The sequence below is a fragment of the Candidatus Thioglobus sp. genome, from assembly GCF_028599055.1.
Lineage (GTDB): Bacteria > Pseudomonadota > Gammaproteobacteria > PS1 > Pseudothioglobaceae > Thioglobus_A.
In genome coordinates, this window is record NZ_JAQRMS010000002.1 from 1 (window position 1) to 14,458 (window position 14,458).

The 14,458-nt window shown below is 39.8% G+C and carries 14 protein-coding genes; 4 read left to right on the plus strand and 10 right to left on the minus strand.

Annotation, left to right across the window (positions count from 1 at the left end; genetic code table 11):
* From PSN35_RS00355 to PSN35_RS00365, 3 genes are all read right to left on the minus strand, one after another.
* On the minus strand, nt 1-1,074 hold a 1,074-nt coding region (locus tag PSN35_RS00355; protein ID WP_300028152.1), incomplete at its 3' end, for a POTRA domain-containing protein.
* A 13-nt stretch (nt 1,075-1,087) separates the two neighbouring features.
* Nucleotides 1,088-2,425, minus strand: a complete 1,338-nt coding sequence (gene rseP / locus PSN35_RS00360) for an RIP metalloprotease RseP (RefSeq protein WP_300028154.1) — start codon at nt 2,423-2,425, stop codon at nt 1,088-1,090.
* Between the two features lie 6 nt (nt 2,426-2,431).
* On the minus strand, nt 2,432-2,785 hold the full coding sequence (locus PSN35_RS00365) for a DUF971 domain-containing protein (RefSeq protein ID WP_300028156.1): 354 nt from the start codon (nt 2,783-2,785) through the stop codon (nt 2,432-2,434).
* Between the two features lie 90 nt (nt 2,786-2,875).
* On the opposite strand from PSN35_RS00365, the gene dapF reads away from it, so the two are divergent.
* Nucleotides 2,876-3,691 carry a diaminopimelate epimerase gene (gene dapF, locus PSN35_RS00370; protein WP_300028241.1) on the plus strand — a complete coding sequence of 272 codons (816 nt, stop codon included), beginning with the start codon at nt 2,876-2,878 and terminating at the stop codon, nt 3,689-3,691.
* Here the strand turns inward: dapF and PSN35_RS00375 are convergent.
* The 4 genes from PSN35_RS00375 to pdxA are packed head-to-tail and all read right to left on the minus strand — an operon-like array spanning nt 3,688 to nt 6,569.
* Complete coding sequence (locus tag PSN35_RS00375; RefSeq protein ID WP_300028158.1) at nt 3,688-4,485, minus strand: symmetrical bis(5'-nucleosyl)-tetraphosphatase; 798 nt, start codon at nt 4,483-4,485, stop codon at nt 3,688-3,690. The two genes, dapF and PSN35_RS00375, sit on opposite strands and share 4 nt — an antisense overlap.
* A complete protein-coding gene (gene apaG / locus PSN35_RS00380; protein ID WP_300028160.1) occupies nt 4,485-4,856 on the minus strand; it encodes a Co2+/Mg2+ efflux protein ApaG in 372 nt (123 codons plus the stop codon). Before apaG ends, PSN35_RS00375 begins: the two co-directional genes overlap by 1 nt.
* The gene (rsmA, locus tag PSN35_RS00385; protein WP_300028161.1) at nt 4,840-5,607 is read right to left on the minus strand and encodes a 16S rRNA (adenine(1518)-N(6)/adenine(1519)-N(6))-dimethyltransferase RsmA; all 768 of its coding nucleotides are present in this window, start codon (nt 5,605-5,607) and stop codon (nt 4,840-4,842) included. The genes apaG and rsmA overlap by 17 nt, the downstream gene beginning before the upstream one ends.
* Nucleotides 5,607-6,569: a 4-hydroxythreonine-4-phosphate dehydrogenase PdxA gene (gene pdxA / locus PSN35_RS00390; RefSeq protein ID WP_300028162.1), complete on the minus strand. Its 963-nt coding sequence runs from the start codon at nt 6,567-6,569 to the stop codon at nt 5,607-5,609. Before pdxA ends, rsmA begins: the two co-directional genes overlap by 1 nt.
* Before the next feature lie 229 nt (nt 6,570-6,798).
* Here pdxA and PSN35_RS00395 point away from each other — a divergent pair, with 229 nt between their 5' ends.
* Together PSN35_RS00395 and PSN35_RS00400 are read left to right on the plus strand one after the other, a co-directional pair.
* Nucleotides 6,799-7,947 (plus strand): efflux RND transporter periplasmic adaptor subunit, encoded by a 1,149-nt coding sequence (locus PSN35_RS00395; protein ID WP_300028163.1) that lies wholly within the window; start codon nt 6,799-6,801, stop codon nt 7,945-7,947.
* Nucleotides 7,948-7,957: 10 nt separating this feature from the next.
* Nucleotides 7,958-11,407 (plus strand): efflux RND transporter permease subunit, encoded by a 3,450-nt coding sequence (locus tag PSN35_RS00400; RefSeq protein WP_300028165.1) that lies wholly within the window; start codon nt 7,958-7,960, stop codon nt 11,405-11,407.
* A 95-nt stretch (nt 11,408-11,502) separates the two neighbouring features.
* On the opposite strand, the gene lipA is transcribed toward PSN35_RS00400, so the two are convergent.
* Genes lipA through PSN35_RS00415 form a run of 3 tightly spaced genes read right to left on the minus strand, consistent with a single transcriptional unit; the run spans nt 11,503 to nt 13,354 of the window.
* Complete coding sequence (gene lipA / locus PSN35_RS00405; protein ID WP_300028167.1) at nt 11,503-12,465, minus strand: lipoyl synthase; 963 nt, start codon at nt 12,463-12,465, stop codon at nt 11,503-11,505.
* The gene (lipB, locus tag PSN35_RS00410) at nt 12,455-13,069 is read right to left on the minus strand and encodes a lipoyl(octanoyl) transferase LipB (protein ID WP_300028169.1); all 615 of its coding nucleotides are present in this window, start codon (nt 13,067-13,069) and stop codon (nt 12,455-12,457) included. The genes lipA and lipB overlap by 11 nt, the downstream gene beginning before the upstream one ends.
* 6 nt (nt 13,070-13,075) lie before the next feature.
* Entirely contained in the window at nt 13,076-13,354 is a 279-nt protein-coding gene (locus PSN35_RS00415) for a DUF493 domain-containing protein (RefSeq protein ID WP_300028171.1), read from the minus strand.
* 63 nt (nt 13,355-13,417) lie between these two features.
* Between PSN35_RS00415 and PSN35_RS00420 the strand changes: the two genes are divergently transcribed.
* The gene (locus PSN35_RS00420) at nt 13,418-14,458 is read left to right on the plus strand and encodes a MoxR family ATPase (protein WP_300028173.1); all 1,041 of its coding nucleotides are present in this window, start codon (nt 13,418-13,420) and stop codon (nt 14,456-14,458) included.

The following is a 14,458-nucleotide window of genomic DNA, read 5'->3' on the forward strand; positions in this document are numbered from 1 at the left end:
AATGGTAATACGATTAATATAGACTTTTTTATTGAGTGCAACATCAATGGTTAAGCTGATCACGTGAGATTCTTTATTTTCAGTGGTTATCGGGTTAATTTTGGCAAATGCATAACCCTGATCAGCAAACACGTCAGTGATGACCTGAATACTTTCAATAACCTTTTTACGCTCAAAGGTATCGCCTGAATTAATAGTCAATAATTCATTCAAGGTTTCTATGGATTGATTAAGCAACTCACCGGTAAAGCTAATATCACCAATTTTATACTGCGCACCTTCGCTAATCTGGATATCAATATCAATATTTTGCTTATCATCAGATAAGGCAGTTTGGATCTTATTAACTTTAAAATCTAAATAGCCTGAATTGACGTATAGAGATTTCATCGCCTCCACACCCGCATCAAGCGCCACTTTAGAAAAATGATCTTTTTCAGTAAAGTAGTTCATTAAAAAGAAATCAGCCTCACCAATATCAAACAAATCAAGTAAGTCATCTTCGTCATGGATATTACCACCAGAGATTTTCATTGAAGTAATTCTAGCCACTTCACCTTCTTGAACATCAAGTTCAATACCCACTCTATTTTGAGCATCTACTTCGATTTTTTGACTAATATTAATGCCGTAATAACCTTTAGAAATATAAGAAGCCTCAAGTTGCGTGATTAATTTATCAAGCTGTCTTTTGTTGAAAATCTTACCTTGAGACAAATCCATATTTTTAAGGATTTGAGTTAATGCTTCTTCATCAATCACTTTGTCAGAATAATTAAGCACATCAACATATTTAATGTGAGGGTTTTCCGTTAGAACAATTTTTAAAATTTGATCATCTTGTGAAACCTCAATATCTTTAAAAAAACTGGTCTTGTATAAGTCGCGAATGATTTGTCCAGACACTTGATTGTTGTAATCATCACCAGTTTCAACTGGCAGGTAGCTTAATACTGTGCCTCGTGAAATGGAGTCTAAGCCTAAGATTTCAATACTTTTAATAGGATCAGCAAAAGCAACTGAAGAGCCAAAAAGACTGGCGGAAACTAATAATTGAAGGGCGGTTTTTTTCATAATATTCATTCGATTACAATAAGCGTATTAAGTCATTATACAGCGCAACAAGCGTTAATGACAAAATAACAAACAGGCCAAATTTGGCAAAAAATTGCTGTACCGTGTCGGAGACAGCAGAACCTTTGATCATTTCAATTAAATAAAAGAATAGGTGTCCACCATCTAATAGGGGGATTGGCAGCAAATTTAACAACCCTAAGCCGATACTAATTAAGGCTAAAAAAGACAAAAACGGGGTTAGACCAACCTCGGCACTCTTGCCTGCATAATTGGCAATACTGACTGGCCCGCTGATTTGATCAATCGACGCCTCACCCACAATCATTTTCTTAATCATTTTCAAGTTGAGTAGTGTTAATTGGTAAACCTTGTCAGTTGCAGCAAATAGTGCATCTATCGGATTTTTTTGAATCAACACCTGCCAATCTTTTAAATATTGATCGGGCAAGCGCACACTCACACCAGCTTTTGGCGTATCACCAATTAACCTAGGAGTTAGAATTAAAACGAGTAGTTGGTCGTTGCGATTAACTTTTAGTTCAATCGGTTTAATAGGCTTGTGCTGAATAATTTTTACAAAATCTTGCCAATGATTTATAGTGCTAGCATTGGCTTGAACAATAAGATCTCCCGTTTGTAAACCAGCCTTATGAGCGGCTGAATTCGGTGAAACTTGATCGATAACAGCAGGAATGCTTGGTGTGTCAAACTCAAAACCCAAGTAATGATTAATACCTTGTTCAGGATTGGCTAAAAAATCATCAGATAAGTGCAGCTCATGTGTTGTTAAATTTGATTGTAATGAGCGTGTTTGAATGGTTAGTGGCTGCTCATCAATAGCCTGGACAAACTGCATAGAAAAATCGGCAATACTAGGTGTTGGTGACCTGTTAACAGATAATAATTCATCACCCACTTCAATACCAGATTGAGCAAATACACCTAACGGTGTTGTACTACCAACTACTGGCCTTACACCAGTTACGCCCATAATAAAGATTAGCGTGTAGAGTAAAATGGCAAGTAAGAAATTAGCAATAGGGCCCGCGGCAACGATAGCAAAACGTTGATAAACAGACTTTTGGTTAAAGGCGCGATGTCGCTCAGATTGGTCAACGCTCGCCTCACGCTCATCCAGCATCTTAACAAAACCACCCAACGGAATTGCACACAGAGTAAATTCCGTTTCACCTCGCTTGAATGATTTGATCACCTTACCGAAGCCAACAGAAAATCTTAAAATTTTAACGTCGAATTGTTTAGCGACCCAATAGTGACCATACTCATGAATGGTGACCAAAACGCCAATAGTGAGCGCAAAAGACAGTAGGGCAGTTAAAAAACCCATGTTATTTTATAACTGTGAGTGCGTGTGTCCTGCCTCTTTAAGTCTTGCTAGGTAGTTTGACCACAACTCATCTTTGCTCATGGCTAGTTTGTATAAGTGCTCCCAAGAGTAAATACCACTATCGTGACCATCATTAAAAAATAAAATAATCGCATAATTACCGGTTGGCTCAATGCGATCAATTTTGACGTTTTCTTTATCGAGTTGCAGGGTTTCTTGACCTGGCCCATGTCCAACCACTTCAGCAGATGGTGAGTAGACTCTTAAAAATTCAGTAGGTAGTGGGTAATCAATACCGTTAAAAGTTAGCGTTAATACGTTTTTGTCTTTATTAAGAGTGATATTGCTTGGTGTTTGCATGGGATATTTTTGTGTATAAAAGTTTGCATATTTTATCAGAACTAAGGTTTTTATTAACCTTTAGCTTTATAAGTGGATAAAATGAAGCGCATGATGATTCAATTTACAAAAATGCATGGGCTTGGCAATGACTTTATGGTGATTGACAATACTCGTAGCGATATTCAACTAACTACCGAGCAAATTGTTAATTGGTCGGATCGACATTTTGGTGTTGGTTTTGATCAACTGCTTATGGTTGAATCAAGCGATTCTGCTAAGGTAGATTTTCGCTATATTATTTATAATGCTGACGGTTCAGAAGTTGAGCAATGTGGTAACGGTGCACGCTGTTTTGCGCGCTTTGTACGAGAAAAAGGCTTAAGCACAAACAACCCGATTGTCGTTGAAACACACACGGGCTTAATCACCTTAACCATTAATCCGGATAACTCGGTAAAAATTGATATGGGTGCGCCACATTTTAGCCCCAATAACATCCCTTTATTATTACCTGAAGTGCAGGCAACTTATCAAATTGAAGGCTTTGAAATGGGTGTTGTATCCATGGGAAATCCGCATTGTGTCATGATTGTTGATGATGTAACCAATATGGAGATTGAGTCAATTGCTTTAACCATACAGGCAAGTGATTTATTACCCAATCAGGCTAATATTGGCTTTATGCAAATTCTTAATCGATCAGAGATTAAATTGCGTGTGTACGAGCGTGGCGCAGGTGAAACACTAGCTTGTGGCAGTGGTGCGTGTGCTGCTGTTGTGCACGGCATTGAACAAGGCTTGTTAGATTCTACAGTGAGCGCACATCTAACAGGCGGTGACGCTTTAATTAGCTACCAATCAGGTGGCTCGGTATTTTTGTCAGGCCCAGCTGAATTTGTGTTTGAAGGTCAAGTAAAAGGCTAGCAACTCACTGAAAACACTTGCTTATCTGATAGTCTGATTGCACTTAATTGACCACCCCAAACACAGCCGTGATCCATTGGGTAAATGTGCGAGTGACGAACATTTTTTAAAGTTGACCAATGCCCAAAGAAAATATCAGTATCTTTTAATGCACGATCTTTGTGCTCAAACCAAGCTTTAAATCCAGTTGGAGGATACTCAGCATCAAGCTTATGCTCAAACTCCAATGTGCCGTCAGATTGGCAAAAGCGCATACGCATTAACGCGTTAATTGTATAGCGACACTGATCAATTTCGCTTAATGCTTCATGCCAAGTGTAGGGGTGGTTGTGATACATTTGGTTTAAAAAATTTCCCAAATTTTCAGATTGAAGCTGTTGATGCGCTTGTTGTGCTTGAGTGGTTAGCGTGTCCAAATCCCAATTTGGTGGAATACCTGCGTGTACCAACAATGCATCGTTGTGGTTAATTAATAATGGCTGCTGTATGAGAAACTCGAGCAATGAAGAGCTGTCTTTAGCCGTCAGAATATCCGTGAATGTATCTTTTTTATTGGGATTAATATCAGCAAACGCACAGGCCAATAGATGAAAATCATGATTGCCTAATACCATTGATGTATTGTCAGTATGCTCATGAATAAATCGTAGTGTATCAAGCGATTTATCACCACGATTAACCACATCACCCAGAAAAAATAACTGGTCTTTATCTAGTGAAAAGTTAATTTTTTTTAATAGTAGCTGCAAGGGGTCGTAACACCCTTGCACATCCCCAATTAAATAATCAGCCATTAATGCAGTGTGTAAGGTTCGCTTAAAATAAACTCAGCAATTTCAGCATCAAAACGTTCGCCATCATCATTAATCATGCCGTAAGCGCCTTTCATAGTGCCTGTTGCAGTTTTAATCACAGAGCCAGAGGTGTACTGGTAAGATTCCCCAGGATGAAGGTGTGGCTGCTGGCCAACAACACCTTCGCCAATCACTTCTTCCAGATGGCCTGTTTCGTCTTGAATCAGCCAACGTCTGGTTAACAATTGAGCGCCAACAGAGCCGTTGTTGGTTATCGTAATCGTATAGCTAAAAGTAAACTGACGATGCTCAGGATGAGATTGATCCTGAATAAATCTTACATCGACTTTGATATTAATGTTGTTTTTCATAATCTTTAGCAAGGGTAATAAAGGTATCTACATCGAGCATTTCAGCACGTTGAGATAAATCAATTTGAGTTTGCTCTTGAGTTAATAATGATTTTAAACAATTTCTAAGGGTTTTTCTTCGGTGGGCAAAAGCAGCTTTAACTACTTTTTCAAAAATAGCAATATTACCAACATTGCATTGTTTAAGCGGTGTTAGATAAACAATTGCTGAGTCAACTTTAGGCGCAGGATCAAACGATTCTGGCGGAACGATAAAGATCATTTCAACGTTAAAAAATGCCTGCATCATCACACTAAGTCGACCATAAATTTTAGAGTTGTGTTTGGCCACCATTCTTTCAACCACTTCTTTTTGCAACATGAAAGTCATGTCAATAATTTTGTCTCGATTCTCTAATAAGTGAAACAAAATAGGTGAGGATATATTGTAAGGCAGATTGCCAACTACGCGAATTGGTGGATTAAACTGATCTAAATCAAAATTAAGCGCATCACCTTCATTGATAATTAGATTCGGTTTGTTATAGTTGGCTAAAATTTGAATTAAATCTCGATCAATTTCAATTACATTTAAGCGCCCAACCTTTTCCAATAGTGGCAGCGTCATCGCCCCTTGACCAGGGCCAATTTCTAATAAATTGTCATCGACCTTAGGTGTAATGGTCGCAATAATTCGATCAATAATCTTTTCATCGGTTAAAAAGTTTTGGCCAAAGCGTTTACGCGCTTTATGAGGGGTGGATGTGGGCATTAATTAGCTGATTGATTAATGAAATGTTGAGCATATTCTAACGCAGTATTTAAACTACCAAGACTAATATTGCCAGAACCAGCTAATGGCAGGGCAGTTCCATGATCAACCGAAGTGCGAATAAAGGGCAGCCCCAGGGTGATATTAACCGCTTTTTTAAAGCCCAGTGTTTTTAAAACTGGCAAACCCTGATCGTGATACATACTTAATACGCAATCAACACCCTGAAGCGCCTCGGGCGTGAAAGCGGTATCAGCAGGCACGCTGCCAACTAGATTTAACCCTTGAATATTTAATTGCTTAATCAAAGGGTTAATAATTTCAATCTCTTCCATGCCCAAACAGCCATCTTCCCCAGCGTGCGGATTAAGCCCGCAAACAACAATCTTAGGATGCTTAACCCCATACATCTCAAGAGATTGATGAATAATGCGAATCACTTGCTCAAGTGATTGATGGGTAATATTACTAGCCACTTGAGACAGGGGTAGATGTGTTGTGGCTAGCGCAACTCTAAGACCTTTTGTGGCCAGCATCATTACTGTTTTATCTACTTGCGAACGCGCGGCTAAATATTCAGTGTGCCCAGTAAAACCAGGATTAACATGATTGATAACGCCTTTATGAATTGGGCCAGTAACCAAAGCGTCACAGCGTTGGTTTAGGCAGTAATCAGTTGCAACATCCAAGGTGTTTAAGACATACTGTGCATTCTCAGTATTCAATACACCTGTCTTAACTTTACCTGGCGCCTTAATTGGATAAACGCACAATTGTTGCACATTATTCACTTGATCAGATTCAACAATTTTAAGAGGCAAATTTAATTGCTTTGCGCGCGTTAATAAAATATCCGGATCAGCAAAAATCAGCAAATTATCCGTTGATTTTTTTTGAGCATGAATAATGGCTAAATCAGGGCCAATTCCAGCAGGCTCTCCAGGGGTAAATGCAATCGTCATTAAGGGTTAAAAGTTTTGTAAAAATATCATATATTATAGTGCCAATATATAATAAATTTTTTATATAGTTAAATAAAAATAATAATTAAATTTATAATTAAAAATCAACAAGTTATAAATCAATAAAAAAGATAGTTTGTTATTTAAAATAAATAATAAACATAAGTCAAATTAATCATATAAAATTCCGATTAATAATATATTTCTAAAATCTAAAAACAGGTTAACTATGAGCTCTACACTTACCCCTTTAGTCGCATCCGTTTTACTCGTATTTTCCCTGCCATCTCAGGCTCAAATACTTAATCAAAATGCCAATAGCTTTGAGTCGGTTTATAATATTCAAACCATCAGCGGTATGTCACTTGATAAACGTGCTTTATTGGGCGGCTCAGTAATCTCCTCATCTCAAGTTAATTTATCTGCGCAAGTGTCAGGCGATGTATTAAGTGTTGGCGGCAGAGAAGGCGACATGTTTAAAACAGGCGCGGTGCTAGTTACCTTAGAGCAAGACTCCATTCAAGCGCAGCGTGATTCGGCTTATGCTGAAATTGCCTCTGCCAACGAAGCACTTAGAAATGCTGGTGTTCAATATTCACAATCAATTGTCTCTCCAAATGGCGGCGGTATGCTGGGTGGTGTTCCGGGCATGTTCTCAATGTTTACTGACCCGATGCTGAAAATGAGCGGCCAAGGTAATCCTGAATTTGACAAGTTTGCCAATAGAACTTCAAGATATACCGCCTATCAACAAGCTAAAAACAAGCTAACACAAGCTGAAAATAACCTTAAACAAATCGAATCGCGCTTAAAAGATGCAAACATTACTGCGCCATTTGACGGTGTTATTGTTGGCAAAGAAATTAATGAAGGTGACATTGTTCAGCCAGGGCAAACACTACTAAAATTTGCCAACATTAAAGATCTTCAGGTTGAAGTGAACATTCCATCAAGATTGGTAAGAAGCTTGAAGCTTAATACTGATTATCGTATTAAGCTTGATATTGCCAATATTGTAGTGGAAGCTAAGCTATCTCAAATCTATCCGATTGCTGATAATGCGAAACACAGTGTTAAAGTGAAGTTTGACTTACCGGCCAATGTGCCAGTATTACCAGGTGCTTATGCAGAGGTTGAAATTTTTGAAACTGATTCAGGTGTACTAACACCAATTGTGCCAGAGTCTGCCATTATGTGGCGCTCATCACTACCAAGTGTATTTGTTATTAACCCATTAACGAACAAAACTGAACTACGCTTTGTGCGCCTAGGGGAGCAGGTGGGCAAAAACAAAAAGAGTGTTTTATCGGGGTTAAAAATTGGCGAAAAAATTGTCGCCAATCCAAATATCTTAATGATTTCAGGAATGAGTATCTAATTGATTGATTATGTCAAATAACAACACTACATCAAACGACGACGTTGATTTAGGCATAGCTGGAAAGCTAACCAAAGCCTTTATCACTTCACCGCTTTCGATTATTATCTTCTTCGCCATGTTGGGCGCTGGAATCATCGGACTGATTTCCACCCCTAGACAAGAAGATCCGCAAATTTCAGTACCACTGATTGATTTATTTGTTGAGTATCCGGGCGCCTCTTCTGAAGAGGTCTCCAATATTGTTGTTAAACCATTAGAGCGCTTAATGTCGGAAATCCTAGGTGTGAAGCACGTTTACTCAGTCAGTGATAAAGGTCAAGGCATTATCACGGTTGAGTTTGATGTGGGTCAAGATATGAACGCATCTATCATTAAAGTGCGTGACAAAATGCTGGCTAATCTGGAATTTATGCCGCCAGGTGCCAGGCAGCCGCTAATCAAGTCGAAAGAAATTGATGATGTACCAATTATCAACTTAACACTCTGGTCAAAATCACTTGACGATGGTCAGTTACGCTCACTGGGTTTGGAGCTAATCCAACAACTAGAAAAAGTTAAAGACACCAATAACGGCTTTATTGTTGGCGGTCGAAAAGAAATATTTCATGTTGATGCTTACCCGGGCAGATTAGCAGGTTACGGCGTCTCTATTCAGCAAATTGCCGGCACCATTGGCAACGCTAACGTTCGTGAACACACGGGCAATATCGAGCTTAACGGTTTTAAAATGGAGGTCTATTCAGGCGACTTCTTTACTAAAGTTGAAGATATTGAAAACTTAGTGGTGGCGGTCAATGATGGCAAGCCTGTCTACGTTCGTGATGTGGCCGATGTTTATTATGCGCCAGAAGAAGCTGAACATATGGTCAGTTACTACACGGGTAAGGCAAATAAATCAGGTAAAAAAGCCACAGCAGAGCAAGCGGTAACTATTGCTATTGCAAAGAAGTTCGGTACCAATGGTGTTGCCGTAGCTGAAAATATTCTTGCCAAAGTGGAAGAGTTAAAAGGCCGGATTATTCCAGATAACGTCGAAGTGGCTGTAACCCGTAATTACGGAAAATCTGCCAAAGATAAGGTTAATGCTTTAATTAAGAAATTGTTTATCGCAACAGGTGCGGTAACACTTTTGGTATGGTTTGCTTTAGGTGTTCGCCCCGCAATCGTAGTAACCCTGGTTATTCCAGTGGTATTGCTGATGACTATATTCTCAGCTTGGATCCTGGGTATGACTATTGACCGAGTCAGTCTATTTGCGCTCATTTTCTCTATTGGTATTCTAGTAGATGACGCCATTGTTGTCACTGAAAATATTTATCGACGCTGGCTGATTGACAATAAAATTACCATCGGCACCGCGATTGATGCAGTTCGAGAAGTGGGTAATCCAACCATTCTAGCAACCTTTACTGTTGTAGCTGCACTAGTACCAATGGCAGCAGTAAGTGGCATGATGGGTCCTTACATGGCACCAATTCCAGTCTTAGGTTCAGTTGCTATGATGTTCTCATTGTTTGCAGCTTTTGTCTTCACCCCATACTTTATTATGAAGTTTGTGCCACCACTTAATGTGTTGCATAAAATGCATGAAAAAGAAGAAAAAGAATCCAAGGTAATGTTTGCCTTTTATCACTCGACCATTTCTGCCTTGTTTAATAAAGCAACTTATGGCTGGGGCTTTTTGATCGGCCTTGTTGTAGTATTCTTTATGGCAATGTCAATGTTTTATACAACGGCAGTACCGGTTAAAATGTTGCCACTCGATAATAAATCAGAGTTTGGTGTGGTGCTTGATATGCCTGATGGCACTTCATTATCAGACACCGCTTCAACACTACATTTAATGGCTCAAGTATTACGACAAGTGCCTGAAGTTATTGATATTCAAGCCTACTCTGGCACGGCAAAACCATTTGATTTTAACGGCTTGGTAAGACATTCTTACTTACGTCAATCATCATCTGTTGGTGAGCTACAAATTCAATTAGCTGCAAAAGCAGATCGTTCTCGTTCTAGCCATGAAATCGCTCTAGAGGCTCGAGAGTTAGTTAAAAGTATTGCTGAAGAAGCGGGTGCTGATTACGCCGTTGTAGAGATGCCACCAGGTCCGCCAGTGTTAAGACCGGTCGTTGCAGAAGTGTACGGCCCAGATAAACAAACTCGTCGCAAGTTAGCCAATGATTTAACCGAGCTGTTTATTGAATCTGGAACAATGGCTGATATCGATAACCTAATGCGTGATGAATATCCTGTGATTGATTTCCAGGTTGACACGGCAAAAGCATCAAGATTTGGCGTAAGCGTAATGACGGTTAAAGAAACACTAGCCATGGCAATGAGTAGTTTTAACGTAGGTACCATTAGACTGAAAAATGCCCTTGAGCCATCACGCATTTGCTTACAGGTGCCGTTGACTAAGCGTTCACAATTGTCTTACCTTACTCAATTGCCAGTACCGTCACAACATGGCGGTATGATTCCTATTTCAGAATTGGGTTCGTTTAGCTATAAAAAGCAAGACGATCTTATTTATCACAAAGATTTAGCAGATGTAGAATACGTTCTAGGTGAGCCAATTGGTCGCTTGAGTGCGCCAATCTACGCTATGTTTGCTGTGGATGATTTATTACTCAGCTACCAAACATTAGACGGCTCTCAACTACAAGGTGAATACCTAGGGCCACCTGAAAATCAGAATATTCCAGGGTTTGAATGGGGTGGTGAGTGGACCGTTACCTATGAAACTTTCCGTGATATGGGTATGGCCTTTGGTGTAGCACTTGTTGTTATTTATATGCTGGTTGTCTGGCAGTTTGGTAACTTTATCATTCCTGCGGTAATCATGGCACCAATCCCATTAACCTTACTCGGTATTGTGCCTGGTCATTGGTTGCTGGGCGCAGAATTTACCGCAACTTCTATGATTGGCTGGATTGCATTAGCAGGTATTATTGTTCGAAACTCAATTCTATTAGTTGATTTCACTGTGCAAGAGTATGCCAAGGGGGTGCCGTTCTTTGACGCTGTAATTAATTCATGTGCATCACGTACACGTCCAATTATGATTACTGCTTTTGCTTTGGTGGGTGGTGCAAGTGTTATCTTGTTAGATCCAATTTTCCAGGGTATGGCTATTTCACTACTATTTGGTGTACTGGTTTCAACCGTATTAACCTTGATTGTAATCCCTTTAGGAACGCTATCAGCCGGTGAAGAGTCTTGTCGTAATATCGCTGTTAACATGGGCTTATTGCCAGGTGATGCGGATGCAGATGCCAAGTACAACGTGCAAAAAGAGCCTAAGCCTACAGCGGACAAAAAAACCACTGATCCGAAAAATTGGATTAAATCAGCATTGTCTAAAAAGAATAAGGCAAATGCTGATAATCAAGATGATTCAGTAGAGAAGATTGATACTAATGGATTGTTAAAAAAGGAAGATAAAAATGATCTATAGTTGATTCTTGAGACAAAAAAATACCGAACCTTAAGTGTTCGGTATTTTTTTGTCTGAATTATTTAATTTATACCATTTTATTCTTGAAAATGGTATTAACTAATGGATTCTCCAGCAGCCTGAAGATCTGCATGGTAAGAAGACCTGACCATAGGTCCACTGGCTACTTGCGTAAAACCCAGCTCAGTGGCAATCGTTTTGTATCGTTCAAACTGATCGGGGTGAATGTAGGCCTCAACCGCCAAGTGATGCTTGCTAGGTTGGAGGTATTGGCCCAAAGTTAGCATGTCCACCTGATGGGCGCGTAAATCTTTCAAAACATCAATAACTTGCTTTTCACTTTCACCAACACCCAGCATCAATCCCGACTTAGTAGTAACATTCGGGTGTTGTTGTTTAAAAGCTTGTAACAATTTAAGAGAATGCTCATAACTTGCGCCTGGACGTACTTTTGGATATAAGCTTGGCACTGTTTCAAGATTATGGTTAAACACATCAGGTGGGCAAGATTTAAACACCTCAAGTGCCTGATCGATTCTACCTCTAAAGTCAGGTGTTAATATTTCTATTTTTACCTGAGGCGTAGTCTTGTTAATTTGATCAATGCACTGCTTAAAATGCAGTGCACCACCATCACGCAAATCATCACGATCAACCGAAGTAATAACAACATACTTAAGTTGCATTTTTTCAATGGTATCAGCCAAATGATTTGGCTCATTAACATCCAAAGGTTTTGGCTTACCGTGCGCCACATCACAAAATGGGCAACGGCGAGTGCAAATTTGACCCATGATCATAAACGTGGCAGTGCCATGATTAAAGCATTCGCCCAAATTAGGACATTGCGCCTCTTCACAAACAGTAAACAGCTTTTGATCTCTTAAGGTATCTTTAAGTTGGTCAACTTTTGAGCCACCTGGATGTTTGATACGTATCCAGCTGGGCTTACGCAGCATAGGGCGCTCAGCATCAGGTTTGATTTTAAGCCGAGACACCTTTGACTCACCCTTAAGTGCCTTAATTTCAATGTCTTGAGTGTTTATTTTATTGCTCATCGTGCTCAATTGTGTTGATTAATAACGCTACCAATTGCATTGCAATTTTGTCCGTAGAGGGTGTATTATCCGCTAAGTTGCTTAATTGTGTGACCGCCAATCCTTGGTAACCACAAGGGTTAATTTGCTCAAAAGGGGTTAAGTCCATGTCAATATTAACACTTAAGCCGTGATAAGTTTTTCCATGCTTAACTTTTAGCCCAAGTGCAGCGATTTTTGCATGCTCTACATACACACCAGGTGCACCTTGCTGAAGATGTGCATTAACACCATAATGATTTAACAATTCAATGACTGACTGCTCTATAGCGCTGACCATTTGCTTAACACCCAAGCCTAGACGTCTTAAATCAACCAAGCAATAAATCACTAATTGTCCCGGTCCATGATAAGTAATTTGCCCGCCACGATCAGTCTTTACAACGGGGATTTGCTTAACATTAAGCTCGTGTTCAGCCTTGCCGGCAATGCCTTGGGTAAAGACACTGGGGTGCTCTACAATCCACAACTCGTCTTCAGTGGTAGAGGTCCGGGCATCAGTAAAATCTTTCATTGCTTGCCAGGTGTCAGAGTAGTCTTTTAGACCCAGCTTAACAATGTTCATAAAAAATTATAAAACGTAGGCAACCAGTTTACAATCTTGTAAATCTTGATTAATACAGTCTAATTGCACTCTGCTAGTAGCAATAATTTTAAGGGTAATGGACACGTAGCCACCTTTTGAGCTTTGCTTAATGGTAATACTATCCGGGTGAATTTTATCGGTGTGCTGTTCAACAATCGTGCAAACCGTTGTGTGCAATTCATCACAAGTCTTGCCAAACACTTTAACGGAATAATCACAAGGAAAATTCCATAGTTCATCAGTAGAGGTAATATTGGTAGTCATAGTCAGGGGATTTTATCTTCTATTACGGTAGAATATGGCCAGTTTTCATTTTTTCAAGTTATTATGCGCCCAGAACAAGTTAGTAAAATCCTTACTCAAGAGTTTGAATCGGTATTTGAAGGTCATCACACGCCTGTTATGTTATGGGGTGCGCCCGGAATTGGCAAGTCTCAAATCATTGCTCAAGTGGCTAAAGCACACCAGGTTGAAATGATTGATATTCGCTTGTCGCAAATGGAGCCGAGTGATCTTCGAGGCATCCCTTTTAAAAATGGCGAATTGGTTGACTGGTCTATTCCATCATTATTACCCGATGAAAAGCGCCATGGCAAACAGGGGGTTTTGTTTTTAGATGAAATCACCTCAGCACCACCAACCGTTTCTGCTGCTGCTTATCAGTTAATCCTAGATAGACGTCTGGGTGATTATAAAGTACCTGATGGTTGGGTTATTTTTGCCGCTGGTAACCGTCAGGGCGATCGAGGCGTAACTTACTCTATGCCAGCGCCACTCGCTAATCGATTTTCACATTATGAATTGGACGTTAATTTAGATGATTGGGTGGCCTGGGCTTATAAAAATAACATCGATGAACGTATTATTGGTTTCTTGCGTTATCGTCCCGAGCATTTATTTGAATTTGATCCCGCGCACAACCCTGTGGCGTTCCCATCGCCAAGAACTTGGGAATTTGTGCATCGCGCTTTAAATAAGTTCGACGATAATCTAGCCTTATTTAGACAAGCTGCCAATGCTTGTGTGGGTGAAGTAGCAGGGGTAGAAATCACCACGTTTGTTGAGCACATGGCTGATCTGCCTGATTTGGACGCAATTATTAAAGGTGAAAATGTTAGCATCCCTAAAGCACTAGATCTTCAGTATGCCATTTGCGCCGCTTTAGCAGGGCGTGCAATTGCTGCCAAAGATAGTGATAACGCACACCAAGTCTGGGGGAATATTTTAAATTTTGCCAAAGATTTCCCGCAAAAAGAATTGGGTGTAATGCTGGTATCAGACATGCAAAGAGCCATTGGTGGTGAGTTATTCAGCATTCCTGAATTTAGCGATTGGGCAGGGAAAATTGCCGATACCTTGTTTGACTAA

Excerpts from the sequence above, each read along its gene's own strand:
- rseP (WP_300028154.1), bottom strand. The coding sequence starts at position 2,425 with ATGGGTTTTTTAACTGCCCTACTGTCTTTTGCGCTCACTATTGGCGTT.
- PSN35_RS00365 (WP_300028156.1), bottom strand. The coding sequence starts at position 2,785 with ATGCAAACACCAAGCAATATCACTCTTAATAAAGACAAAAACGTATTA.
- dapF (WP_300028241.1), top strand. The coding sequence starts at position 2,876 with ATGATGATTCAATTTACAAAAATGCATGGGCTTGGCAATGACTTTATG.
- PSN35_RS00375 (WP_300028158.1), bottom strand. The coding sequence starts at position 4,485 with ATGGCTGATTATTTAATTGGGGATGTGCAAGGGTGTTACGACCCCTTG.
- apaG (WP_300028160.1), bottom strand. The coding sequence starts at position 4,856 with ATGAAAAACAACATTAATATCAAAGTCGATGTAAGATTTATTCAGGAT.
- rsmA (WP_300028161.1), bottom strand. The coding sequence starts at position 5,607 with ATGCCCACATCCACCCCTCATAAAGCGCGTAAACGCTTTGGCCAAAAC.
- pdxA (WP_300028162.1), bottom strand. The coding sequence starts at position 6,569 with ATGACGATTGCATTTACCCCTGGAGAGCCTGCTGGAATTGGCCCTGAT.
- PSN35_RS00395 (WP_300028163.1), top strand. The coding sequence starts at position 6,799 with ATGAGCTCTACACTTACCCCTTTAGTCGCATCCGTTTTACTCGTATTT.
- PSN35_RS00400 (WP_300028165.1), top strand. The coding sequence starts at position 7,958 with ATGTCAAATAACAACACTACATCAAACGACGACGTTGATTTAGGCATA.
- lipA (WP_300028167.1), bottom strand. The coding sequence starts at position 12,465 with ATGAGCAATAAAATAAACACTCAAGACATTGAAATTAAGGCACTTAAG.
- lipB (WP_300028169.1), bottom strand. The coding sequence starts at position 13,069 with ATGAACATTGTTAAGCTGGGTCTAAAAGACTACTCTGACACCTGGCAA.
- PSN35_RS00415 (WP_300028171.1), bottom strand. The coding sequence starts at position 13,354 with ATGACTACCAATATTACCTCTACTGATGAACTATGGAATTTTCCTTGT.
- PSN35_RS00420 (WP_300028173.1), top strand. The coding sequence starts at position 13,418 with ATGCGCCCAGAACAAGTTAGTAAAATCCTTACTCAAGAGTTTGAATCG.